At 63.3% G+C, this 24,329-nt stretch carries 18 protein-coding genes; 7 read left to right on the top strand and 11 right to left on the bottom strand.

What is annotated here, in order from left to right; all coding sequences use genetic code 11:
- Positions 1-221 precede the first annotated feature (221 nt).
- On the top strand, positions 222-1,946 hold the full coding sequence (locus tag C1876_RS07080) for an FAD-dependent oxidoreductase (RefSeq protein ID WP_244910071.1): 1,725 nt from the start codon (positions 222-224) through the stop codon (positions 1,944-1,946).
- Positions 1,947-2,041: 95 nt separating this feature from the next.
- On the opposite strand, the gene C1876_RS07075 is transcribed toward C1876_RS07080, so the two are convergent.
- Positions 2,042-3,007, bottom strand: a complete 966-nt coding sequence (locus C1876_RS07075) for a helix-turn-helix transcriptional regulator (protein ID WP_114546090.1) — start codon at positions 3,005-3,007, stop codon at positions 2,042-2,044.
- Positions 3,008-3,256: 249 nt separating this feature from the next.
- On the opposite strand from C1876_RS07075, the gene C1876_RS07070 reads away from it, so the two are divergent.
- Positions 3,257-4,690 (top strand): basic amino acid/polyamine antiporter, encoded by a 1,434-nt coding sequence (locus tag C1876_RS07070; RefSeq protein ID WP_114546020.1) that lies wholly within the window; start codon positions 3,257-3,259, stop codon positions 4,688-4,690.
- A gap of 66 nt (positions 4,691-4,756) precedes the next feature.
- Positions 4,757-5,875, top strand: a complete 1,119-nt coding sequence (locus C1876_RS07065; RefSeq protein ID WP_114546019.1) for an aminotransferase — start codon at positions 4,757-4,759, stop codon at positions 5,873-5,875.
- Between the two features lie 46 nt (positions 5,876-5,921).
- Here C1876_RS07065 and C1876_RS07060 read toward each other — a convergent pair whose 3' ends face one another.
- From C1876_RS07060 to C1876_RS07050, 3 genes are read right to left on the bottom strand one after another with little or no spacing between them, the layout of a single operon-like run.
- The gene (locus C1876_RS07060; RefSeq protein WP_114546018.1) at positions 5,922-6,731 is read right to left on the bottom strand and encodes a DmsC/YnfH family molybdoenzyme membrane anchor subunit; all 810 of its coding nucleotides are present in this window, start codon (positions 6,729-6,731) and stop codon (positions 5,922-5,924) included.
- A gap of 16 nt (positions 6,732-6,747) precedes the next feature.
- The gene (locus tag C1876_RS07055; RefSeq protein ID WP_114546017.1) at positions 6,748-7,314 is read right to left on the bottom strand and encodes a 4Fe-4S dicluster domain-containing protein; all 567 of its coding nucleotides are present in this window, start codon (positions 7,312-7,314) and stop codon (positions 6,748-6,750) included.
- A gap of 11 nt (positions 7,315-7,325) precedes the next feature.
- Positions 7,326-9,881, bottom strand: a complete 2,556-nt coding sequence (locus C1876_RS07050) for a molybdopterin-dependent oxidoreductase (RefSeq protein ID WP_114546016.1) — start codon at positions 9,879-9,881, stop codon at positions 7,326-7,328.
- Between the two features lie 219 nt (positions 9,882-10,100).
- Here C1876_RS07050 and C1876_RS07045 point away from each other — a divergent pair, with 219 nt between their 5' ends.
- Both C1876_RS07045 and C1876_RS07040 read left to right on the top strand, forming a co-directional pair.
- Positions 10,101-11,303 carry an MFS transporter gene (locus C1876_RS07045; RefSeq protein ID WP_158544640.1) on the top strand — a complete coding sequence of 401 codons (1,203 nt, stop codon included), beginning with the start codon at positions 10,101-10,103 and terminating at the stop codon, positions 11,301-11,303.
- A 9-nt stretch (positions 11,304-11,312) separates the two neighbouring features.
- Positions 11,313-12,014, top strand: coding sequence for a Crp/Fnr family transcriptional regulator (locus C1876_RS07040; RefSeq protein ID WP_114546014.1), 702 nt, complete (start codon positions 11,313-11,315; stop codon positions 12,012-12,014).
- Positions 12,015-12,547: 533 nt separating this feature from the next.
- On the opposite strand, the gene C1876_RS07035 is transcribed toward C1876_RS07040, so the two are convergent.
- A complete protein-coding gene (locus C1876_RS07035) occupies positions 12,548-13,510 on the bottom strand; it encodes a helix-turn-helix transcriptional regulator (protein ID WP_114546013.1) in 963 nt (320 codons plus the stop codon).
- A 335-nt stretch (positions 13,511-13,845) separates the two neighbouring features.
- Between C1876_RS07035 and arcA the strand changes: the two genes are divergently transcribed.
- Both arcA and C1876_RS07025 read left to right on the top strand, forming a co-directional pair.
- Positions 13,846-15,063 (top strand): arginine deiminase, encoded by a 1,218-nt coding sequence (gene arcA, locus C1876_RS07030; protein ID WP_114546012.1) that lies wholly within the window; start codon positions 13,846-13,848, stop codon positions 15,061-15,063.
- A gap of 280 nt (positions 15,064-15,343) precedes the next feature.
- Positions 15,344-15,931: a helix-turn-helix transcriptional regulator gene (locus C1876_RS07025; RefSeq protein WP_114546089.1), complete on the top strand. Its 588-nt coding sequence runs from the start codon at positions 15,344-15,346 to the stop codon at positions 15,929-15,931.
- A gap of 60 nt (positions 15,932-15,991) precedes the next feature.
- Here the strand turns inward: C1876_RS07025 and gad are convergent, their stop codons facing one another.
- The 6 genes from gad to C1876_RS06995 all read right to left on the bottom strand — a co-directional run bounded on the left by gad (position 15,992) and on the right by C1876_RS06995 (position 23,934).
- Positions 15,992-17,482 (bottom strand): glutamate decarboxylase, encoded by a 1,491-nt coding sequence (gene gad, locus C1876_RS07020; RefSeq protein ID WP_114546011.1) that lies wholly within the window; start codon positions 17,480-17,482, stop codon positions 15,992-15,994.
- A gap of 27 nt (positions 17,483-17,509) precedes the next feature.
- Positions 17,510-19,510: an amino acid permease gene (locus C1876_RS07015; RefSeq protein ID WP_114546010.1), complete on the bottom strand. Its 2,001-nt coding sequence runs from the start codon at positions 19,508-19,510 to the stop codon at positions 17,510-17,512.
- A gap of 221 nt (positions 19,511-19,731) precedes the next feature.
- Positions 19,732-20,331 carry a TetR/AcrR family transcriptional regulator gene (locus tag C1876_RS07010; RefSeq protein ID WP_114546009.1) on the bottom strand — a complete coding sequence of 200 codons (600 nt, stop codon included), beginning with the start codon at positions 20,329-20,331 and terminating at the stop codon, positions 19,732-19,734.
- Between the two features lie 147 nt (positions 20,332-20,478).
- Complete coding sequence (locus C1876_RS07005; RefSeq protein ID WP_114546008.1) at positions 20,479-21,783, bottom strand: MFS transporter; 1,305 nt, start codon at positions 21,781-21,783, stop codon at positions 20,479-20,481.
- A gap of 325 nt (positions 21,784-22,108) precedes the next feature.
- Entirely contained in the window at positions 22,109-22,669 is a 561-nt protein-coding gene (locus C1876_RS07000) for a hypothetical protein (RefSeq protein ID WP_114546007.1), read from the bottom strand.
- A gap of 116 nt (positions 22,670-22,785) precedes the next feature.
- Positions 22,786-23,934 (bottom strand): DMT family transporter, encoded by a 1,149-nt coding sequence (locus C1876_RS06995; RefSeq protein ID WP_114546006.1) that lies wholly within the window; start codon positions 23,932-23,934, stop codon positions 22,786-22,788.
- Positions 23,935-24,329 lie beyond the last annotated feature (395 nt).

Raw genomic sequence — 24,329 nt, 5'->3', positions numbered from 1 at the left:
CCCGTATCAGGTAGGCTTCTCACCGGGGAAAACGTCAAAAACTACCCGCAGGCAGGTGTGGCAGGCGGGACGGGGCGCTCGTAAAGTTGACGTCGCAGGGGAGGATTCCACGAAGGAAATCCTCGTGATGGTGCGAAGCGGGTGCAGGAGCGCGATGAGCGCGAACCGCCGTCCGCCGCGCACCGCAACGAAAGGAGAGAGGGATTATGAAAGAACACGGTTTGAGTCGTCGTGCATTCCTGGGTCTCGGAGCAACCGCGGCCGTCGCCGCCGGAGCGGGCCTGGCCGGCTGCGCGCCTCAGCAGAGCGCAAGCGCCGACAAGGGCGCCGACGCGGGCAGCACGGGCGCAGCGTCCTCAAGCGTCTCCCCCACCAACTACAAGCCCGACTTCCTCACGCCGCCGGCCGTTCCCACCGACATCAAGGAAGAGAAAGACTGCGACGTCCTCGTCATCGGCATGGGCCTTGCCGGCACCGCCGCCGCCAAGGAAGCCGCCGAGGCCGGCAAGAAGGTCATCGTGCTGGAGAAGCAGCCCAAGGACAGCTACTCCGTCATCTCCATGGCCGGCGACTTCGGCGTGGTGGGCTCCAAGATCCAGAAGGACCTCGGCATCGAGTGGGCGCCGAAGGCCGACATCATGAACGAGTACGTCAAGGAGACCGGCGGTCGCTGCGACACGTGGATGATGAGCTACTGGTACGACCACTCCGGCGAGGACTTCGACTGGTTCATCGAGGGCGCCGACTACGAGGTGCTCAAGTCCACCGCCGCGAACCGCGAGACGGACAAGCCGAACTTCATCCGCCCGAAGTGCTTCCCCAAGCTGGAGTCGTACGACTACAAGGAAGAGGTGTATCCCTACTTCCACGGCACCATCACCACCAACCCCAACATGCAGTGGGCGTGCGAAGCGGCCTTCAACGCCGCCATGGCCGCCGGCGCCGAACTCATCTACGAAGCCGAGGGCGAGCAGCTCATCAAGGAAGGCGACAAGGTGGTGGGCGCCTACGCCAAGACGAAGGACGGCTACCTCAAGGTGAACGCCAAGGCCACCGTGCTGTGCTGCGGCGACTACGGCGCGAACCCCGAGATGCGCCACTACTACGCGCCGTGGACCGAGGAGTTCATGGGCGGCGTCGACGACGGTCGCGGCCAGCTCATGGGCATCTGGGCCGGCGGTTGGATGGAGCTGGGCCCCCACGCGCCGATGACGCACCACATGGGCGGCGCCCTGGGCGTTGACAGCTTCCTGCAGCTCAACATGGAGGGCAAGCGCTTCATGAACGAGGACGTGCCCGGCCAGAACATCGCCGACGAGCACACGCGCCAGCCCGTCGCGAAGGACCCCGAGCTTGCCAAGGCGGGCGTGAAGTCCTGGCAGATCTTCGACAGCAAGTGGCCCGAGCAGATCATCAACATGCCGGACGGCCACGGCTACACCACGTACTTCGTGCCCGACGACAAGATCGCCGACTACGAGACCGTGCTGTCGGGCTTCGGTCTGGGCTACACGACGCAGGCCATGGTGGACGAGCGCGCCGACGTCAAGTGCGACACGCTCGAAGAGCTGGCCGAGAAGACGGGCCTGCCCTTCGAGACGATGAAGGCCGAAATCGAGCGCTACAACGAGCTGTGCCACAACGGCCTGGACGAGGACTTCGGCAAGATGTCGAAGCGCATGTTCCCCGTTGAGAACCCGCCGTACTACGCGTGCAAGTTCGGCAACGCGGGCATGCTGGTCATGTTCGGCGGCCTCGAGTGCACCCACGACCTGCAGGTCACGGCCGACGGCACGAACGACCCCATCCCCGGCCTGTACGTGGCGGGCAACACCATGGGTCGCCGCCTCCAGGTGGACTACCCCGTAGTCGTGGCCGGCATCAGCCTGGCCACCGCGCTGAGCTTCGGCCGCCTTGCCGGCAAGAACGCCGCCGCGTCGGTGTAAGCACAACCCCTTCGAGAGGCGGCCGCCCTCCCTCCCCCTCGCGGCCGTCTCGATGCGAAGCGCCCCTCCTGCCCGCTGGCGGAAGGGGCGCTTTCCTACATCGTCTTCCAGAAATCGCGGATGAGCTCCTGGCGATTCGCCTGCCCTGCCTTTTGCAGGATGTTGTGCACGTGCACCTTCACCGTGCTGGGCGACAGCTGCAACGTGGAGGCGATGTTCTGGTTGTCGTTCCCTTCCATAATAAGGTAGAGCACCTCGCGCTCGCGCTCGGACAGCTGATGCTCCTTGCCGTAGCGCATGAGGTTGTCGTTGAGCACGGCTTCGCGGCGCTCCCCGCCTGGCGCCGGCGGGTGCTCGAAGCGCAGCGCAAGCGTGCGGAACGCGTCGCGGCACGCCACGAACATGCAGATGAGCATCAGCGCGTTCTCGGCATAGTTGCGCTCTGACGTGAACGCCCACGGCCCGAGGCCGAGCGTTGCCGGGTCCACCACGAGGAAGAAGAGCACGTCTTCGGCCACCACCAACGCGCCGAGCACCCACAGCGCCACGTACAGACGCAGGTAGCGACGCAGCCGACCGCGCTCCACGTCATCGTCCATCGCGCGGTAGCGATACGCGGCGAACCCCAGCATCCAAAACAGCAGCAGCGCGCGCAGGGTGTAGAACGTGAAGCGCTGCACGTTTCCTTCGGGGAAGGCGACGAGCACCACCGCGCTTGCCACCACGAACACCACGCCGGGCACCGCCATGAGCGCGCGGCTCTTCTCGCCGAGCACCGTGCACACCACCAGCCAGAACGACACGAGGAACCCGGCGCCCGCCAGAATGGACGCATACGAGCGCACCATCAGGTACGCGCTGGTCATCTGCGCGTCGAGCCCCGGATACATGAGCTCGTCCTGCAGCACCCAGGCCACGTCGAAGAAGTAGAACAGAAATGCGAGGAAAGCGAACAGCAGCACGCGCTTGCGCGACACGAGGTACGCCGACATGCAGGCGGCCGAGGTGAGGACGGAAGCCAGCAGCACGATCAGCGTGAAATGGAAGAGCACGAACCCCACCAACAGACACTCCTTCGTCCGACGATGCAGGAAATCAATCGTTTCCCATCATATACGAAACGGAAAGCCGCTGCGGTGCATGCGTCCGGTCACCTGCGGTTTAACTAGGTTGTAGTTCCCCGTCGCCGCATTTCGGACGCGTGCAGGCCGCTTTATAGACCCTGTTTAGACCTTTCCTTCGCCGGCGCCTCCCGGCAAGGTGTGATCGACGCGTCGTCATGCAGCACCTCTTCGCAAAGGAGTTCCTCAATGGAGAAAAGAAAAGGAATCGGTCTGTTCGGGCTGATCGGCATGGTTATCAGCTCGTGCATCGGCTCGGGCGTGTTCGCCATCACGGGTCAGCTCGCACAGGTCGCCGCCCCCGGCAGCGCGCTCATCGCCTGGGGCATCGTGGGCGTGGGCTTCATGATGCTGGCGCTGTCGCTGGCGAACCTGGGCGACAAGCGGCCCGACCTCCACGGCATCTTCCAGTACGCCGAGGAGGGCTTCGGCCCCTTCGCCGGCTTCATCTCGGGCTGGGGCTACTGGCTGAGCGCCTGGCTGGGCAACGTGGCCTTCGCCACCATGATGATGTCCACGCTGGGCTATTTCTTCCCCGCGTTCCTGCCGGGCAACACCATCCCCTGCATCCTCATCGCGTCGGTCATCATGTGGCTGCTCACGTTGCTCGTCATCCGCGGCGTGGAGAGCGCGTCGTTCCTCAACGCCATCGTCATGCTGTGCAAGGTGGCCGCCATCGCCGTGTTCATCCTGTTCACGCTGTTCCTGTTCAACGCAGGCGTGTTCACGGCCGACTTCTGGGGCACGCTGCAGAACAACATGGCCGCCATGGGCGAGCTGGGAGCCGACGCCGTGGCCATCGGAGGCATCGGCGACCAGGTGAAGAACTGCCTGATCATCCTCATGTGGACGTTCGTGGGCATCGAGGGCGCCACCGTCATGTCCTCGCGCGCCCGCAAGAAGAGCGACGTGGGCAAGGCCACCGTCATCGGCCTCATCTGCCTGCTGCTCATCTACATCAGCGCGTCGGTGCTGCCGTACGGCTACCTGCCCTACACCGAGATCGCGGCCATGAACTACCCGGCCATGCTGTACGTGTTCGACTCGATGGCTCCGGGTTGGGGCGGCGCGTTCATCTCCATCGCCATCATCATCTCCGTGCTGGGCTCGTGGCTGTCGTTCACCATCCTGCCGGCCGAAACCACGTCCGACATGGCGAAACGCCAGCTGCTGCCCGCTTCCTGGGGCAAGATGAACGCCAAGAACGCCCCGCAGCTCAGCCTGCTCATCGTAGGCGCGTGCACGCAGGTGTTCATGATCACGCTCATCTTCTCCGAGGACGCGTACAACTTCGCCTTCTCCATGTGCACCGTAGCCATCGTCATCACCTGGACCATGGCAGCCGCCTACCAGGCGAAGTATTCCGCGCAGCATCGGCAGATGGGACAGCTGGTTATCGGCATCATCGCCGTGGCGTTCCAGGTCATCGGCGTGCTGCTGAACGGATGGACGTTCCTACTGCTCACGTGCGTGGGCTACATCCCCGGCTTCTTCGTGTACGCCAAGGCCCGCAAGAATCAGGGCGTCGGCTTGAAGAAGGCCGAGAAGATTGGCATGGGCATCATCTCGGCGCTCGGCGTGCTGTCGCTCGTGCTGCTGTTCACGGGATTCATCAGCTTCTAGCAACGCTTCGCGCGGCGGCATGCGCAACGCCATGCGCCCCCGCCGCGCCCATCGAAAGGAACCCTCATGCATATCGCAACAATCGGCGTGGAAGACTGGCTCAACGTGTGGGAGAAGAGCGCCACGTACGACATCGCGCAATCCACCATCTCGTCGATGACGATGGACGAGATCCTCGCGCTCGACGACGAGGAAGGCGCCACGTTCTACGACCGTCTGAACCACGAGAAGATGAACTACGGCTGGATCGAAGGCTCGCCCGCGTTCAAAACCGAGGTGGCGAAGCTGTACCGCTCGGTGGACCCCGACAACGTGCTGCAGACGAACGGCGCAACCGGCGCCAACCTGCTGGCCCTCATGGCCCTCGTGGAGCCCGGCGATCACGTGATTGCCGAATACCCCACCTACCAGCCGCTCTACGAGATTCCGCGCACGCTGGGCGCCGACGTGGAGTACTGGCACATCCGCCGCGAGCACGGCTGGAACCCGTCGGTGGACGAGCTCGAGCAGCTCGTGCGCCCCGACACGAAGCTCATCTGCATCAACAACGCCAGCAACCCGCTGGGAACCGTGCTCGACGCCGAGACGCTGCAGCGCATCGCCGACATCGCCGCATCGGTGGGCGCCTACGTGCTGTCCGACGAGGTGTACCTGCCGCTGCAGGACACGGAGGCGTACGTGTCCATGGCTGATCTCTACGACAAGGCCATCGTCACGAACAGCCTGTCAAAGACGTACTCGGTGCCGGGCGTGCGCATCGGCTGGACCGTGTCGAACAAGGAGCTTGCCGACCGCTTCCGCGTCTACCGCGACTACACGATGATCTGCGACGGCGTGTTCAACGATGCGCTTGCCGTGCACGTGCTGCGCAACCGCGACAAGGTGCTCGAGCGCAACCGCGCCATCGTCACGAACAACCTGGCCATCGCCCAGGAATGGGTGGACAGCGAGCCACGCGTGTCGTGGGTGCCGCCGAAGGCCGTGTCCACGTCGTTCATCGAACTCGACATCCCCATCGACGACGAGCAGTTCTGCATCAACCTGTTGCGCGACCAGGGCGTGCTGCTCGTGCCCGGCAGCCGCTTCGAGCTACCCCGCGGCGCCCGCCTGGGCTACTGCGCCGCCGAAGACACCCTGCGCGAGGGGTTGAAGCGCCTCAGCATCGCCCTGCGTCAGTTCGACTAACGAACCCGTGGCCCCCCGCCCCACAAGCGCGAGGGGCCACGTTTTCCTACGCCATACCCAAAGCGAAGAACGCGAAGCGCGCCAGCACCACGCCTACCGCGGCGAGGGCGCACACCGCAATGCCGCCAACCGGGGCAGACAAGGTACCCGCACGCGTCGCGGCAGCCGCAAGGCTCGCCCCCAGCGGCCCCACGATGCCGGAGGCCACGAGCAGTCCCGTCGCGTCCGCGCCAATGCGCGCAAGATGCAGCCCGAACGCGCACAACACGATGCCGAACGCGATGCCGCAGGCCACGTTCGCGCATGCCAGGTTCCCGTTCGCCAGCGCCGCACGATCGAGCAGGGCGCACAGGCCCGCACCGAGCGCAAGGTCGCCCACGAGGAACAGGGGCACGGTTGCAGCGCCGCTCCACACGGGAAGGCCGAGACTCTGGTAGTACGCGAGCCCCGTCACCACCATCAAGCCCACGGCCACAAGCGCGCCCACCCAGCGAACGGGCCGCACCGCGGCGCCTTTCACCTTCGCCACCACGAGGTCGACGAGCACGACCGCACCGAACGCGATGGACCAGTACGCCTCCTGGGCGATCATAGAACCCGGGTTCGCCATGCCGTTCACGAACCGCAACGGCTGACCGAGGTGCAGCAGCGTGCCGCACAGGCCGACCCCCAGCAGCACGAGACACACGAGCGGAAACAGCCACGGACGCGCAGGCGCAGAAGCAGGAGCGGAGGCCGCGCCGGACTCGACGACACCCGCCCGGCCGTTGCCGCAGAGCGCATCGACGGCGTACGCGCCGGCCGCCAGCCCGGCGAACGTGGTGAACACGAGCAAGGGAAGCATTTCAGCAAACATCGTTCATCCCTTCTTTCTAAATGTAGTAGACGGACGGATGCGTACCGGCTTCCGCGAGGTACGGTTCGGCATGACGTTCTTGCATGAGCTTGCTCGGCGCGCTCTCCGGATCGTTCAGATCGCCGAACACGCGCGCGTTCGCCGGACAAGCGGCCACGCAGTACGGCTCGGCCCCCGCGGCCACGCGCTCGGCGCAGAACGTGCACTTGCTCATCACGTGATCGACGTCGTCCATCGATGGCGCGCCGTACGGGCACACCCAGGCGCAGTAGCCGCACGCGATGCACACGTCCTGGCTCACCGACACGATGCCCGTCGCGGTATCCTTGTGCATGGCGCCCGAGGGGCAGTTGTTCACGCATGCCGGGTCTTCGCAGTGGTTGCACAGCAGCGGGCGAAACGCCAGCGTCGTGCGCGGGAACGTGCCCGTCGACCGGTATAGCTCCTCGCCGTCGAGGCTTTCCAGATGGTTCCAGTGGGCATTGCCGGGAACCTCGTTGGATATCTTGCAGCTGACGGTGCAGGTTTGGCAGCCCACGCAATGCTGGGTGTCGATCACCATGCCGTAGTGTTTTTCGGTCATGATCTCCTCCTTTACGCCTTCTCAACTTCGACGAGCACGTCGTAGAAGGCGCTGTTCGTCATGCTGTACGCCTCTTCGGCGTCGCAGATGGTGTGATGGGTGAGGTTCTGGTAGCACCCCTCGATGAAGTAGTCGGGCGTCCACCCGCTTTGAGTTGCCACGGTGCCCGGAATGATTCCCTCGGTGAGGAACACGCGAATCTTCATGTCGCCGCGGTCGTTCAGCACCCGCACCACGTCGCCGTGAGCGATGCCGCGCGCTTGCGCGTCGGCGGGGTTCATCTGCAGCAAGGGCTCATCCTGCACCACCTCGAGCGCGGGATTCAAAATGTGCTGCGTGTGCACGTTCAAGCGATCGTGGTACTGGATGTACACGAGCGGATACTTCGCAGCCAGCTCGCCCTCGCGCGGATCCTCGCACGGCGGCTGCCACGTGGGCACCTCTTCGCCGAATGCCGTCATGGACTCGGTGTAGAACTCGAACTTGCCCGTATCGGTCTTGTACCCCGCGCCATCGGCGTACACGATGGCTGGGTCGTACAGCGCGTCGGAGCGGCCGTAGATTCCCTGCTCAACCACGTCGCGCTCCCAATCGAGATCATCCCACGCGGGGTGGTCGGTGCTCACGAACTGCCGGACCCATTCCTCGTCGGTCTTGCTCCAATACGCTTCCACACCCGTCTTCTTCGCCAGCAACGACATGATTTCCACGTCGGACTTGCTCTCGCCCATGGGCTCGATGGCGGGCTGGTTGAACATGGCCCACGGACTGCGGTCCACCAGGTCCCAATGCTCCCAGTACGTGCAGGCGGGCAGCACCACGTCAGAGTATTTCGCCGTCCACGTCCACCACGGGTCGACGGTCACGATGAAGTCGATAGCCGGAATAACCTCGTTGATGATACGGTTGGAATCGGGGCTCATGTTGATGAAGTTCGAGTTGGCGATCCACAAAAACTCGATGGGCACCGGATCGTGCTTGACGGCCGCCGCGTACACCTTCGAAGACGGAACGAGGTTCGCCTTCTTGCCCGTGTCCGACCAGTCGTTGAAGTTGTACACGGGACCGGTGTAGCCGGCAACCGGCTTGTTGGTGGCCGTGCCGCCAGCATGCGAGGCCCCGCCGCCCGGCACCCCGATGTACCCGGCAACCATAGCCAGCGTGGCCACGGTGCGGAAGGGCGCGTAGGAGTGGTAGACGCGCTGCATGCCCTGCCCCATGCGAATGCCCGCAGGCTGCGCTTCGATGTATTCCTTGGCCAAACGCTCCACCACGGCCGGATCGATGCCGCAGATCTCCCCGGTGCGCTCGGGCGTGTACGGAGCGCAGGCGTCCACCAGATGGTCGAAGGCCGTGCGACACGCCACGCCGTCCACCGTGAAGGAGCCCGACAGCGCAGGCTTCGCAACGCCGCTCTTGATGGCAGCCGCGTCGGGCGCCGCAACGGCAGCTCCCGTCAGCTCGTCCCATATCACGAAGGTGCCCGCGTCGGCCCCTGCCTCGCCCTGCGCCGCCGGCGCAGTGCCGATGGAGCCTTCGTCGGCCTTTGCCGCGCCGCTTGCCGTTGCCACCACCGCACCGTCGACCATGCGCAGGTACGCGCCGTCGTCTTCGCGGATGAGGTAGGGCGCCACCGACTCTTCCACCAGCTTGTCCTTGGCATGCAGGTCGTGGCCGATGATCCAGTTCATCATGCCCAGCGCCAACGCCGGGTCGGTCTGAGGGTTGATGGGAATCCACTCGTCGGCCATGGCGGCCGTGGAGCACTGGCGCGGATCGATGACGATAACCTTCGCCCCGTTCTTGCGCGCGGCCACGTAGTCGCGCAGCTCGGAGGTGTGGGTGTCGGCCACGTTGCGCCCCCACACGATGAGCAGCTTGGAGTTCAGGTAGTCGCGCGAGTCGTGCGCCCCGCGATGCGTGCCGAACACCATGGTCATGCCCATGGACGCGCCATGATCGCCCATGATGCCCTCGATGTCCCAGGTGGTAGCCCCCACCGTTGCGGCGTAGCGCGTGGGCGCCTCCCACGACAGCTTGCCCAAGTCGCCGGTGAACGAGTAGAACGAAGCCGCCTGCGGGTTCTTCGCCAGCACGGCGTTCAGCTTCTCGGCGATCTCGTCGATAGCCTCGTCCCAGGTGATGCGCTCGAATTCGCCCGATCCGCGCTCGCCGGTGCGGCGCATGGGATACATGACGCGCACCTGCTCGTCCTGCAAGCGTTGGATGTAGCTCATCGAACGCAGGCAGGCGTTCGCGTATCCCGGACGCCCCGGCATGTCGCCCGGCTCGACGCGCACGAGCTTGCCATCGCGCACGGTGCCGCGCAGATGGCAGCGCGACGTGCAGTTCACCGTGCACACCGCGTGCACGGCCTTCTCACCGGTGGCCGCTGGCGCTTCGTCGGCCAACGCCGGGGATGCTCCGACGCCCTGCACGCCGAAGCCCAGCGCAGACGCAACGGTTATAGCGCCGACGCCCTTGATGAACGTGCGACGGGTCAGCTTGCCGTCGCGCATGAAGTACGCGGGTTCGCATGCGGCGGCATGCGTCTCGTTCGTCTCCATCGTGCCCTCCTCTTCCTCGTCTTTCGCCCTCAATCGTGCGGGCGACCATCACGATAGGCCCCTCCCGGAACCCGCTCCACACACGGCGGTGGCAACGCCACACGGTTGGGTCGGGCCCCCAAACAGAGGCGGTCCCCACAATGCTGTGGGGTTGGCACAGGGCTGGTTGGACGAACGCGTGCGCCGCGTCGTACCATGCGCGCAGGGGGGAGGGGTCGCATGGGAGTCAACCCAGCAAGGTCGTCACGCGCCGTCACGGCGCTCGTCGCCGGAGCCGCGTTTCTGGTGTTTGGGCTCAACAACACCGAGACGGCGGCGCTGCCGTCCTACGTCGTGTCGCTTGGCGCGGGCCCGTTCATCGCCAGCTTGCAGAACAGCCTGTTCGTGTTCATCGCCATTCTGCTCCGCCTGCCTCTGGAAGGTCTCGTCGCGCGGCGGGGAAGCCGTTTCGCCATGATGGCGGGGGCCGCGGGGTACACGGTGCCGTGCTTGCTGCTCGTGGGTTGCACCGAGCTTTGGCAGATTGTCGCGCTGCGCCTCGCGCAGGCGCTCGGCCTGGCGCTTTTCCAACCAAGCGTCGCGCAGTACCTCACCGCCACCTCTCCCGCCTCCTCGCTGGGAAGACGACTGGGCATCGTCCGGTTCGCCACCACCGCTTCGCTCATGGTGGGGCCGGTGACCATCTTCCCGCTCATCGGATCGCACGGTTATCCCCTGTTCTTCGGAGCGCTTACCCTGGCGGGTGCCTGCGGCACCATCATCGCTTTCGCGCTGCCGCACGACCTCCGCCCGAGCGTCGTCCCCCACCGAGCCCACATCGCATCGAACGGGGGCGTGCGTCCGCCTCTGCGCCCTGCCCCTCGCCTGCCACTTCAACGAAGCCTGCCCCTACTCGCAAGCCCTCTGCTGCTCGCCTGCGGATACAGCGTCGTCATGAACTTCGGGCAAACGCTGTCCGAGGAAACGCTCGCGGGGTACGGCGACGGCATCCTGTTCGCCTGCCTGAGCATCGGAGGTCTGGCGGGAAGCCTTGTCGCCGGGTGGGCCACCGACCGGTTCGGCGCGAAACGCTCCGTGGCCTGCACCATCGCCTCAACCGCCGCGGGGTTGCTGCTTATGGGGCTCGCGCAGCAGGCGGAGGTCGTGCTCGCAGGAGCGTTCCTATGCGGCGCCGGCTATTTCGGCGCAACCGCGACCCTGGTCGCCGCCGCAGGCCTGGCAGCGGGCGACGGGGCGGACGCGCTCCTGGCTCGGCAGCAGAGCGCCCTCGACGCCGGCATGATAGCGGGCGGCTTGTTGGCGGGCGCCATGCTGCAGAGCGGCCTGCCCGTTTCCGCTGCCTTCCTGGCAACCGCATGCGCCGCAGGGGCGGCGCTTTTCGCGTGGGGTATGATGTATCCGCATCAGAAGGGGAATCGCTAAGGGGGACGTATGGAAGCAATCAGCTTGTTCGTGCAACCGAAACCGCTGCTGAGCGAGGCCATTGAAAGCCTGGTGGCCGAAGGCGTCTTGAAAGCCCGAGCGCTCAAGCTCAGTCCGGGAGACTACCTGTTTCGCGAGGGCGACGACATGCGCAATACGTTTTATCTGACGCGCGGATTGGTGCGGCTCTACAGCGGCACGCCCGACGGCTACACCAAAACGGTGTTCTTCCACAAGGCGGGCACGCTCATCGGATTCCAAGGATTTCGTCCCGAAGTCGACCGCAAACCGTCCATCCTCAACGCAAAAGCGACCACGAAAGTCGAAGCGTTCGCCATCGACGCCGAGAGCTTCGGGGCCTACCTCAAGGCGCACGGCGAGGTGTGCTACGCCATGGCGCAGTACCTGTTCGAGATGATGTCGCTGCAAACGCGCGAGGCCGTGAACGCTTCGATCTACCCGGTGCTGCAGCGCTTCTCTGCCCTGCTGCTCACGTTGGCGCGCGAGTTCAACTCGGCACAGGCGCCCGCCATCATCCCGTTCAGCAACGAGGAGCTTGCCGAGATGCTCGGCGTGCACGTGAACTCCATCACGAACTCCGTCGTGGCGCTGCGCAACGCCGATTGCGCCGAGCGCCAGCGCGGGGCCCTCGTCATCACCGACTTCAAGAAGCTCAAAAGCATCGCCGAAAACCTCATCGTAGAAAACTGACAAGCCGGGCGGGGTCATCTCACTCTCTACGCCTCGCATAGGCGGAAGCGCGTCCGGCTCCTATTTTTTTGGATCGATCCCGCATCGAAAAGGCTCTTCGACGTGCGCTCGATGGCGGGCGCTTTCTTCGCAACCCCATCGCACCGAGTCCTTCCAAACTGCTACAAAATCACCGTTCCGACTCCCCTTTGGCGCATAAATCCTGTGTCATCCTATAAAAATAGGGTCGAGATGGCAGGCTCGGCACCCCGTCTGCCGCCCTTTTGGCAAGGATCGCATGATATGAACGATTTGCGCATCAGACAAAAAATAGCGACCTGGGGTTTCTCGAAATCGGGAAGGAAAATGCGATCAAATATCGTTCATAATTCGAAATTTCTGCCAAGGCAGGGGCGCGGAAACCCATGCAGCTCGCGACCCAGCGTCTCGGCGGGCGAAGACGCGCTTTGCCGTCGCCCTGAGCGGAGCGCGCAGCGCAGCCGAAGGAAGACGATCGTCAGTTCCCGGGCCTCCCAGCATCCCTCGCCCCCGCTCTATGACGTCTTCCAGAAGTCTTGGGTGAGGGCTTGGCGGTTGGGCTGGCCCGTTTTCTGCAGGATATTGTGCACGTGCACCTTCACGGTGCTCAGGGCCAAATGCATGGTGGATGCGATGTTCTGGTTGTCGTTGCCCATGAGCACGAGGTGCAGAACCTCCTGCTCGCGCTCCGACAGCTGATGGCGCTTGCCGTACACCATGAGGTTCTCGGTGATGCGCGCATCCTGCACCTCGCCGCCGTGCATGGGCGGGCGCTCGAAGCGCATCGACAGCACCTGAAACGCGTCGCGGCACGCGAAGAACGACAAGCTCAGCATCAGGATGTTCTCCATGAAGTTGCGCTCGGGCGCGTACGACCGCGGCCACATGAGAATGTGCTGCGGATCGAAGATCAGGAAGAAGCTGGCGTCTTCCGCAACCATGAGCAGGCCCAACGCCCACACCGCCACGTAGAGCCATCGATGACGGCGCAAACGGTTGCGCTCCACCTCTTCCTTGCTGGTGAAGTAGCGGAACCCGCAGTAGATGAGCATCCAGAACAGCAACATGGCGCGCGTGGTGTAGAACACGAAGCGCTGCACGTCTCCCGCCGGTAGCAGCTCGAGGGCCGCAATGCTGCCCACCACGTACACGATGCCGGGAACCCAGCGCAGAGCGCGGCTCGTACCGCCCAGGTAGTCGCAGATCAGCAGCCAGAATGCCATGAGGCAGCCGCCACCTGTCACCACCGACACGAGCGAGCGGACGATGGCGAACACGCCCACCACCTGCAAATCGCCCAACAGCGCGAAGTCGTCTTGCAACACCCAGGCGACGTCGAAGAAATAGAAGAGGAAGCCAATCATGGCGAACAGCATCTCGCGCTTATGCGATACGAGATAGGCCGACAGGCAGGTTGCCGAAGCGAGGATGGAAGCAAGCATCACGAACAGCGTGTAATAGAACAGCACGAACCCCACGGAAGAGCACCTCGCTATCATGAACCTCGTCGCTTGCAACCCATCCCATGATACACGAAATCATGATTTCGGAAACACCTGCTGCCAAACTCTCAACGCTCCCCCGCGACCGCCCCATGCAAACTAATCGCCCACCTGCGGTTTACGTGAGGAGTACCGTCTAAACCGTTCCGCTACACCCGCAATCATTCCCTCGCTAAATCTTGTTTACATCTTTCTTTCGCCTCGCGGCGGGTGCATGGTGGTTGCAATGCGTCGAGCGGAAAAGGAAACGCTCGACGACACTTGGCGAAGAGGCTCGCAACGCGAGCCGCAACACGAAAGGGAGGGTTGCTATGGCTGGCGTGAATGTTCCTAGCGAAATCAAGCCGTTGAAGCAAGTCCTGCTGCACCGACCGGGTAAAGAGCTCCTGAACCTGACGCCGAACACGCTCGAAGAGCTCCTGTTCGACGACATCCCGTTCTTGAAGGTAGCTCAGGAAGAGCACGATGCGTTTGCGCAGGCTCTGCGTGACAACGGCGTGGAGGTGTTCTACCTGGAGGACCTCATGGCCGAGGTTCTGGAGGCCAACCCCGAGCTGCGCGAGAAGTTCCTCAAGCAGTGGATCGAAGAGGCCGGCATCCGCACGGATCGCTACCAGAAGATCATCTTCGACTACATGCAGGAGAACTACCCTGACGCCAAGGACTTCGTCATGAAGACGATGGAGGGCATCAACCTCACCGAGCTGCACACCGACAAGTCGAACTCCCTGGTCGACCTCGTGTCCGAGTCCTCGAAGATGGTCATCGCCCCCATGCCGAACCTGTACTTCACCCGCGACCCGTTCGCGATGATCGGCAACGGCGTGTCCATCAACCGCATGTACTCTGAAACCCGCAACCGTGAGACCATCTACGGCGAGTACATCTTCGAGAACCACCCCATGCTCAAGGGCACCCCGCAGTACTACAGCCGCTACAACACCTTCCACATCGAAGGCGGCGACATCCTCAACATCAACGACAAGGTGCTGGCCATCGGCATTTCCCAGCGCACCGAGCCCGATGCCATCGACGCCATCGCGAAGAATATCTTCAGCGATCCGACGAGCCCCATCGAGACCATCCTTGCGTTCAACATCCCGAACAGCCGTGCCTTCATGCACCTCGACACGGTGTTCACGCAGATCGACACCGACAAGTTCACCATCCACCCGGGCATCATGGGCCCGCTGACCGTCTTCGAGATCACCGCCGAGGGCGACGGCATCAAGGTCAAGGAAGTGAACGGCACGCTGGAGAGCATCCTCGAGACCTACATGGGCTACCCCGTGGAGCTCATCCCCTGCGGCGGCGGCGACCGCATCGCGGCCGAGCGCGAGCAGTGGAACGACGGCTCGAACACGCTGTGCATCGCTCCGGGCAAGATCGTGGTGTACGAGCGCAACGACGTCACGAACAAGGTGCTTCGCGACAAGGGCCTCGACCTCATCATCGTCCCGTCCGCCGAGCTGTCCCGCGGCCGTGGCGGCCCGCGCTGCATGAGCATGCCCATCTACCGCGAAGACTAATCTGCAACGTCTTCCCCGCTTTACCGGCTGTCGCGCGCGACGTGCTCCACGCGACAGCCGCCTTCCCCAGGCGCTCCTGCGCTGAATCCGGTCCCAAATGGCGAACGAGAACCGGGTTCAGCGCAGGAGCGCTTTTTGTTTTGCCTTAGAATCGTCGCTGGTCAGGGAGCTGTCAAAGCATTTTGACAGCTCCCTTTTGGCGTTCTGCGGGGCATGTCGAAGGCTTTTGATGGTAAGGTTGTCGGCGTCATGGCAGGCTTTGATCAACGAAGGGACGAACGTGGAGCTGGGCAAGCACATCAAGCGGTATCGGACGGAACACGAGCTCTCGCAGGAAGACCTCGCCGCGAAGATATACGTCTCGCGGCAGACGGTGTCGAACTGGGAGACCGACAAGACCTACCCCGATGTGGAAAGCCTGCTGCTCCTGAGCGTCCTCTTCGATGTCACTATCGACGAATTGATCAAAGGAGACGTGGAAACTATGCAGAAAGCACTTTCGAACGATTTTACGAAGATAGCCGCCCTCTCATGGGGAGGCCTCGGGTTGGCCCTGGTGGGCATGATGGTGTTCTTCAGCGGAATCTTGATTTGGGACTGGGGAATTGTACCTTCCGGCATCATCTTTCTGCTGCTATGGGGCGCTGGCATGGCGATGATCTTCCTGAGCATCCATCTTCAGAAGAAGAACGACCTGTACACCTACCGGGAAGTGCTCGCGTATGCGAAAGGCGAGCACGTCGACCGCGACAACCCCAAAAGCCGGCGCGCCCGCGAGCATCATCCGCTCAAGATAGTCGTGGGCATGATCATCGGCGCCCTAGCGGGCGGCGTCCTCGGCTACTTCAGCTACATGTACCTCTTCTAGGACGCCACGCACCACAAAACAAGCGCCCCGGCCGTGTGGTCGGGGCGCTTGGGGTTGGGGCTACTTCTGCGGCGTGGGAGCCTTCGTCTGCACGTCGTCGCCGTGGTCGACGGCGGAGCGGCCGCCGTGGTTGAAGCCGGTGCGGATGACGCCCTGCGTGTTGCCGGTGACGAACTTCGCCTTGTTCAGCGTGTCGATTTCCTTCTTCATGTCCTTCACGAGGCGGATGCACAGCTGCATGGAAAAGTCGGCGCGCGCCACGACGCGCTGGACCGTGGTGTCCTGCATGTCGGCGGGCATCGGGTACGCGGGCACCAGCCAACCGCTCATGCGCAGGCGGTCGGACAGGTCGTACAGCGACCACTCCACGCCCGCATCGTCCTTGAGGCCCCAGCACACGATGGGAATATGCGACGCGTCCTCGTAGATTTCGAACAAGTCCATCTCCTTGAGCTCGGCAGCCAGGTAGCGCGCCACGTCGAGCGTGCGCTCCTGAATCTCCTTGAAGCCCTCGAAGCCGTTGCGCATGAGCACGTAGTACTGGCCCACGATCTGCGACGCGCTGCGCGAGAAGTTGATGGCCATGGTGGCCTCTTCGCCGCCGAGATAGCTCACCCAGAAGATGAGGTCCTCGGGCAGCGCCTCCTTGCTGCGCCACACCACCCAGCCGATGCCGGGGTACACGAGACCGTACTTGTGGCCGGAGCAGTTGATGGACCACACGTTCTTCAGCTGGAAGTCCCACACCAGGTCAGGTTCGACGAACGGGGCGAACATGCCGCCCGACGCGCCGTCCACATGAATGCGGATGGGCAGCTTCGGATGCTGCTGGTTGTAGGCCTCCACCAGTTCGTTGAGCTTCTGCACGTCGTCGAACTTGCCGGTGTACGTGATGCCCAGGATGGCCGCAATGCCGATGGTATGGTCGTCCACGTAGTCCATGACCGTGTCCATGTTCAGCGACAGGTGGTCCTTCTCAAGCGGCACGAGGCGCATTTCGACGTCCCAATAGCGGCAGAACTTCTCCCAACATACCTGATAGCCTGAGGAAATGACCAGGTTCGGACGCTGCGACGTGTAGATATCGATGCCCGCGTCCTTCGCCAGCTTCTTCCAGCGGAACAGCATGCCCAAACCGCCCAGCATGCACGCCTCGGACGAGCCGACGGTGGACGTGCCCATGGGCTGCTCGGCCGGGTCGGCATGCCACAGGTTGCCAATCATGGCCACGCAGCGGTTCTCGAGGTCGGCCGTCATGGGGTACTCGTCCTTGTCGATGGCATTCTTCTCCATCGTCTCGGCCATGATCTTCGTGGCCATGGGCTCCATGTACGTCTGGCAGAACGTGGTGAGGTTCTGCGTGGCGTTACCCTCGATGGACAGGTACTCCTTGATCATCTCGTAGGCGATGCGCGGCTCCACGGGATTGTCGTTCATCTCTGTGCGCGGCATGGCCACGTCGGATGCCTCGGAACCGAAGATGGGGGTGGAGTACTTCGTGCCCTCGTCCATGCCGTCCAGAATCTTGCTTGTGCTCGTTTGCTCCTTCATAGATGCCTCCTCTGGCTTCGATGCTTGCTATTTCTTGTCCTGCGGCGCGTTTTCGACCGCGTCCTGCGGCGCGTCCTGCTCCTTGTCCTGCGGCACATCCCGTGCCGCGTCCTCTGCCTGCTGCGCCTCGGGCGTGTCCTCCACGCCGGGCGTGCGCAGCGGGTCGGCAGCGATCTGCGGCTCTTTCGCGTCGACGGGAATCGGGCCCGGCGGGCGACTGGTCACGCTGACCACCACGGCCGAAATGCCGTGCGCCACGCGTTCGCCCAACCCGCTGCCGGCAACGACGCCGCTGCTCCCGGCGCTCGCACCGGCCGGCCGCTGCCCGCCCATGGCGTCGCGCGCCTTCGTGCGCTTGTTGATGGGCCCCGAGCTACCCGGGCCCGTCGCCGCGTGCGCACCGGGTGCAGCGGGGGCGCCGGTTGGCGCGTGCGTGCCCTGCGCCGGGCTCGCAGGACGCGCGGCCACACCGGCAGACCCCGAGGTCGCAGCAGCGTTCATCGCCGCCGCACCCGCCGCGCCCGTCGCTCCAACGGCCGCCAGCGTGCCGCCCTTCGGCGCCCACCGATGCCGCAGCCCGTAGATGACGAACGGGATGGCCACCGAGATAACGAACGCAACGCCCAACGTGGCTTGGTATACCTGGTTCGCCTGCGCGCTCAGGTTCGACGACGGGAAGAACGAGATGATCAGCGTCGCCACGGTCATGATCAGGCCCGCGCCCGCCACGATGGCCTTGAACGGCGTGCCGCCCGGCAGCTGGAACGAACGCTGCAGGTTCTTCTTCTTGAAGATGAGGACGAAGTATCCCAGGAAGAACAGCACGTATCCCACCAGGTAGATGACCACCGTCAGGCCGATTGCCGTGAGGTAGCCCACCGACGAGCTCGACCCGCCCGACAGCGCGATGGACCCGCACAGCACCGCGTCCCACACGGTGACGATGATGGCCTGCACCACGACGGTCTTCACCGACACGCCGTGCTTGTTCACCTTCTTGAACGACGGCGGCAGGATGCCGTCATGCGCCGTATCGAGCAGCGCGCGCGACGGACCCACGATCCAGGCCGAGATCTCGGCCAGCACGCCGAGCGCCAGCAGCAGCGCCACTACGAACACCACCCAGCCCAAGGAGGGCCCGATGTGCTGCACGAAGATGGCGCGGAACGCCTCGATCACGCCGAACGACAGGTTGCCGTCCAGCACCGACGCCGGCAGCGTCGTGGCCACGGCCAAGCCGCCCAACGCATCGAGCGCGATGGTGAGGATGGCCAGAACGATCATGGCCAACGGATAGTTGCGGTTCGGGTTCTTCAGCTCGTTCACGTGCGACGCCGACGCCTCGACGCCCATGTACGCCAGGATGAACGACGCGAAGATGACCAGCGTGTCCACCTTGCTGAAGTCGGGCACGAACGTGCCCACGTCGAAGGTGATCTGCGAAGCCCCGCCCGTGGCGAAGTAGTAGATCAACCCTGCCAGCAGCACGAGCACCGGCACGATGATGCCGCCCACGAAGCCCACCTTCGAGATGCGCGCCGTGTACTTCGTGCCGCCCAGCTGCGTCAGCGTGAGCAGCCATACGATGGCCGCCACGCCGAAGAACATCACCAGCGGGTTGTTGTACAGCGCGTCCCACTTGAACACGTACGCGAGCGCCGCCAGAATGAAGAACGCCATGGTGACGAAGCCGACGGTGATCTGGAACCACTGGAAGAACAGCGCGGCGAAGCCCCACCGCCTTCCCAGCGTGTTGCCAACCCAGGCGAAAATGCCGCCCGACTCCCACCCCTTCACCGTGGCCATCTCAGCCGCGCACAGCGCGACGGGCAAGAACCACAGGATGCCGCCCACGATCAGGAAGAACACCAGCTGGAATCCCGATGTGGCGAACGACGGGTACTCGTACACCGTCATCACCATGGAAGCCGTGATGGCGAAGAACCCGAAGAACGTCAGCGTGCGCTTGAACGTCGGGCGGCTCACTTGGCCGACGGGGCCCGCTTCTGCTTGACGAGGATCGCTCATGCCGCCTCAACTCCTTTCCTCACCTCTGACGCGATGTCGCGCCGCTCACAACTGCAGCGGCGCGACATCGCATACGAACGTTTCTTCCTCACGTTCTAACAGATGGCAGGAAAAGAAAATCGGCGACGGCAGGGCGTTCACCCTCCCGTCGCCGAAATGTGAGTTGCTAGAGTACTGGGCGCAGCGCTCGACCGTCACGCGGCCCAGCGTGCCGTCATCGCTTAGGCGTTGGCAGCCTTCACGTACGTGTCGATGGCCCCTTGCAGAATGTCGGTTGAGAACTTGCGCACATCGTAACCCTCCGAGATGGCGGCCACGGCCGCACCGTCTACGACGGTGCCCACCATGCGCGGCGGCATCTCGATGCCGGCATGCGACAGAATGCGCTCGATGGCGGCGTCGAGCGACACGCGCCCCTTCTGATAGGCCTCGGTGACCACATCGGACTCGGCAGCGGCAATGAGCTGCGCGTAGTGCGCCGAGGGCACCACCGACTCGTCCGGTAGGCACGCGCGAATGAGCAGGTCGGTCACGCGCTCGCGGCACTCGTCGCGATCGAGCCCTTCCGCGGCAGACGCTGCCTTCTCGGCACGTTCGGCCCACAGTTGGATGTTGTAGCGACCCGCTTCGTGCAGCAACTGCGTCACGGAGTCGAAGTAGTACCCCACCGACGACGAAGCCGCGCCGGCCCACTTCGCAACCTTACGGTAGGTGACGGCTTTCGGCCCCTGCTCGCGCAGCAGCGCGGCGGCAGCAAGCACAAGCGAGGTGCGCGTGATTTGCGCCTTCAAAGACTTCGGCGTCTGCGATGTTTCGGCCATACGGTCCTCCCTCAAACGGATGGCGCGAAAACGCCCTCTCATGAGCGAGCGCCGCCCGGACCTTCAGGTCTCGGACGGCGCCCGTTGTATCCACAGTCCGCTCGCTCAGTGAAACGGCGAGCGGTCATCAGTGCAGGCCATCAGGCCTTAAACGTCGGACAGCTCCTTACCTGTGTGCTCATGAGATAGTATCATCGCCACCAGCGCGATACAAGACACACCGACCATGTACCAGGCGGGCGCGAGGTTGGAACCGGTAGCGGCAATGAGCGCGGTCGAGATGAACGAAGCAGAGCCGCCGAACAGGGCGTTCGCCAGGTTGAACGACAGCGCGAAACCGGTGTAGCGCACAGCCGTCGGGAACGTCTCGGTCAGGTAGCTCGACAGCGTACCGTCGTTGATGGTGAGCGCCAGGCACATAACCAGCTCGACGGCCAGCACGGTCCAGAACTGCGCCGTGTTCAGCAGCATGAACGCCGGCACCGTGAGCACGATGAACGACACGCATGCGATGATGAGCATCTTCTTGCGCCCGAACTTATCGGACAGATGCCCGCTGCCGAAGATGAACGCCACATATGCGATCAAACAGATGGTGGTGATCAACGACGATTCGTTCGCCGGCATCATAACCACCGTCTCCAAGTACACCGGCAGGTACGTGAGCACCACATAGAAGCCCACCGCGTTCAGCATGGCAGCGCCGAACGAGATGATGAGCTCGCGCAGGTGATTCCTGAACAGGTCGCGAATGGGATGGTTCGAGTCGTCGGCCTTGGTCATGGCCTTCTGCATTTCCTGGTACGTCGGCGAATCCTCGAGCTTGGTACGGATGTAGTGAGCGATAAGGCCCAGCGGTCCGGCCAGCAAGAACGGGATGCGCCAGCCCCACTCGTTCACGGCTGCGTCAGGCAGGATCGTGTACATGATGGTGGCGAACGTCGAGCCCACCAGCAGGCCGACGGCCGTCGAAGCCGGCACGAGCGAGCAGTACACGCCGCGCTTGTTCGCGGGAGCGTACTCGGCCAGGAACGTTGCGGCGCCGGCGTACTCGCCGGAAGCCGAAAAGCCCTGAATCATGCGGAGCAACAGCAGCAAGATGGGGGCGGCCAAGCCGATGGCCAGGTAGCCCGGCAGCAAGCCGATGCAGAACGTGGCGCCCGTCATGAGGAAGATGGACGTGGAAAGCGCCCACTTGCGGCCCTTTTTGTCGCCCATGCTGCCCCAGAAGATGGCGCCGATGGGGCGCAGCAGGAACGAAAGCGCGAACACCGCGAACGTCTGCATGAGCGCCAGGGAGGGGTCGTCGCCAGGGAAGAACACGTTGGCGATGACCACCGCGAAGTACGAGTACGTTGCGTAGTCGAACCATTCGATGAAGTTTCCAAGGAACGATGAAACGGCTACTTTCTTGATGGTGGAACGTTGGTCAATAGTCTGATTAGATTCCATGGTAGTCCCCTAAGAACTTGGCAGCTTCGTTTGGAATGCAAGCAAACTGCCGGCGTATTTGGTGCTCCAAAGAAGCCCCCTTTTTGATCGGGTAACGCCTTTACCTGAGGTTATCATACCGCACTATCAGCTTCTCTTAGCGAAGCTGTTACATTTCCCTAAGGATTGAACGGGCGAACGGAGGCTCCGAAAAAGGCGTGGAGCCCGTTTTGCAGCAAACGGGCTCCACCTAAAATGCCTTATGAAACGCATAGATTAATGACAAACTGCGTTCTCATCGACAGGCTGGCAGGCAACCCGAAGTCTCCGGTCGCAAACCGCGCGATCAGTAATCTTCGAGCAGATCCACCTGCGCCTTGCTCGCGCGCATGATGAAGTTGTGCTTGGCCTTCTGGCCGCCCTGCGCAAGCTTGCGCAGGATGACATGCTTCAAGCGCGGGTAGTCGTTCATGCCGTACCAGGCGAACGCCGTGCCGCCCGTGTACGCCTCCACGATGCTGTGCACCGGCACGCTCGCGTCGCGCTTGGCGTCGAGGTCCAGGTACTCCTGGATCTCGGTCGCGCACAGATCGCGGATGACTTCGGCGCTGATCTCGAGGTCGCGCGCCAGCTGGTTGAGCTGGTAGTTGACCTCGTCCTGATCGGCATGCGGGAAGTACGTCACGTCGTAGGTGACGGCGTTCAATCCCGACGCCTTCGCGAACTGGAGCAGCTTCTCCAGCGATACCATCTGCACATGCTCTTCCGTGCGCTCCATGATGTCGAGCTCGGCCTCGAAGCCCTGAATCCCCTGCGCGGCAAACGCGGCCTGCAGCTCTTCTTCGTTCTTGGCGGCTTCGAAATCAATCGTGGTAGCGATGTGCGTGAGATTGGTCGTGATCTTCATGTGCCACACCTTCCTCTCAGTGCGGGGTGGCCGCGGTTTTCAGCCCGGCCGGCCACCCGTTTTTCACGTCCCCCGCCTCACCTGTGGAAGCGAGTCCGAGATGTCGAGCGAAAGCCCTAGGGGAGATCGAGATCTTCCTTCTCTGCTTCCTCTTGCAGCTTGGCAGAGAGGTTCTCGCGAATCTCAACCTCTTGCTTGTGCTTGCGACCGGCTACCATGCCCTTGACGGACGGGATAGCACCGCCGCCGATGATGAGGACGGCGCCCAAAGCCGTGTTGATGGTGAACGGCTCGCCGAAGATGACCAGGCCGATGAACAGGGCCACGGGAACTTCCCAGTAGGCGATGGTGCCGTAGTCAGCAGCCGGCAGGTTGCGGCCAGCCACCAACAGGAAGCCCAGAGCGATGGGGCCGCAGATGATCCACAGCAGCACCGCGCCGATCCAGTTGAACGTGGTGAAGTGCACGTTGAGAGCCCAGTTCTCCATGCCAGGGTTGGCACCGAGCGAGTTCAGGATGATGGTGATAACGCCAGCGCCGATGACGGCGAAGATGAAGTTCCACACGCCACGAGCCGTGGTGTCGGCGTCCTTGCGATAGCCGTTGAAGAACATCGAAGCGCCGTAGAACACACCGGAAGCCAAGCCGAACGCGTCGCCGATACCCTTCATCGGGAACTCGGCCGTGGAGGGTGCCAGGTTGAAGTCCATGCCGAACGCCGCACCGCCTACACCGAAGCCGAGCAGGCCCTCGCCGAACAGCATGCCGATGAACACCGCAGCCAAGCAGATCCATTGCAGTTTAGACATCGGCTCCTTGCGGAAGATGCGAGCCATCAACACGCAGATGACGGGGCCGATGTAGATGAACAGAACCGCGTTCGAGATCGTGGTCAGCAGCGTGGACGTGACGTAGCACGCCAGCGACATGCCGATCATCAAGCCGCCGAGCGCGATGGCCGGGGTCAGCTTGAGCTTCTTGAACACGTGCACCTTGTGCGTGGCCACCATCAAGATGACGAAGAACAGCACGCCCATGCCCATGCGGCCGACGGCCATCAGGGCGCCGATGCTGTCACCGGCGTTGAAGCCCGCGGCACCGTCGAACATGTCGGTGCGCGTAGCCCAGCGGCTGAACAGCGGCACCAGGCCCATGCCGGTTGCCGAGACAAGCATGGCGATGGTGCCCAGGTTCAGCTTCATTTCATAGCCGCCGGAGCCGTCCACGTCCTTGCCGACCTTCAGGTCTTTGTTGTTGTCTGCCATTGGTCCTCCTTAAACCAGTAGCAAAAAAGATATGCCCCACCTAAGCCCCCTGGTGAGGGGCCCTTGTCATGCAAGATCGAATGCGAAACAGATCGTGTAATCGAAGACGGTACTTGTCTTACCTTTGATCCTACATGACCGAACTCAGTTGTACGTGATTGTCGATTTGAGGAATGAAAAAGGGGATCCGGAATGCTCTTGCAAACCGAATCCCCTTTCTTCTAAATGGTGCCAGATCCTGTCAGTGACAAGCGGTCAAGCTGCAAGAACTAGTCGTTCCACATCTCGGGATGGATGAGGGTCGGGTCGGCGACGCGGTTCGGGAAGTAGTCGAGGCACTCGCCCTCGCGGAAGACGTCCGCGGTGGAGCAGTGCAGGCCGCCGCCGAACGGGTA

The organism is Eggerthella sinensis (assembly GCF_003339815.1).
GTDB lineage: Bacteria > Actinomycetota > Coriobacteriia > Coriobacteriales > Eggerthellaceae > Eggerthella > Eggerthella sinensis.
Note: the sequence above shows the minus strand (reverse complement) of the source record. Positions and strands in the feature narration are given on the sequence as shown.

Excerpts from the sequence above, each read along its gene's own strand:
- C1876_RS07045 (WP_158544640.1), top strand. The coding sequence starts at position 10,101 with ATGGGAGTCAACCCAGCAAGGTCGTCACGCGCCGTCACGGCGCTCGTC.
- C1876_RS07060 (WP_114546018.1), bottom strand. The coding sequence starts at position 6,731 with ATGTTTGCTGAAATGCTTCCCTTGCTCGTGTTCACCACGTTCGCCGGG.
- C1876_RS07040 (WP_114546014.1), top strand. The coding sequence starts at position 11,313 with ATGGAAGCAATCAGCTTGTTCGTGCAACCGAAACCGCTGCTGAGCGAG.
- C1876_RS06995 (WP_114546006.1), bottom strand. The coding sequence starts at position 23,934 with ATGGCAGACAACAACAAAGACCTGAAGGTCGGCAAGGACGTGGACGGC.
- arcA (WP_114546012.1), top strand. The coding sequence starts at position 13,846 with ATGGCTGGCGTGAATGTTCCTAGCGAAATCAAGCCGTTGAAGCAAGTC.
- C1876_RS07015 (WP_114546010.1), bottom strand. The coding sequence starts at position 19,510 with ATGAGCGATCCTCGTCAAGCAGAAGCGGGCCCCGTCGGCCAAGTGAGC.
- C1876_RS07065 (WP_114546019.1), top strand. The coding sequence starts at position 4,757 with ATGCATATCGCAACAATCGGCGTGGAAGACTGGCTCAACGTGTGGGAG.
- C1876_RS07070 (WP_114546020.1), top strand. The coding sequence starts at position 3,257 with ATGGAGAAAAGAAAAGGAATCGGTCTGTTCGGGCTGATCGGCATGGTT.
- C1876_RS07010 (WP_114546009.1), bottom strand. The coding sequence starts at position 20,331 with ATGGCCGAAACATCGCAGACGCCGAAGTCTTTGAAGGCGCAAATCACG.
- C1876_RS07000 (WP_114546007.1), bottom strand. The coding sequence starts at position 22,669 with ATGAAGATCACGACCAATCTCACGCACATCGCTACCACGATTGATTTC.
- C1876_RS07005 (WP_114546008.1), bottom strand. The coding sequence starts at position 21,783 with ATGGAATCTAATCAGACTATTGACCAACGTTCCACCATCAAGAAAGTA.
- gad (WP_114546011.1), bottom strand. The coding sequence starts at position 17,482 with ATGAAGGAGCAAACGAGCACAAGCAAGATTCTGGACGGCATGGACGAG.
- C1876_RS07050 (WP_114546016.1), bottom strand. The coding sequence starts at position 9,881 with ATGGAGACGAACGAGACGCATGCCGCCGCATGCGAACCCGCGTACTTC.
- C1876_RS07055 (WP_114546017.1), bottom strand. The coding sequence starts at position 7,314 with ATGACCGAAAAACACTACGGCATGGTGATCGACACCCAGCATTGCGTG.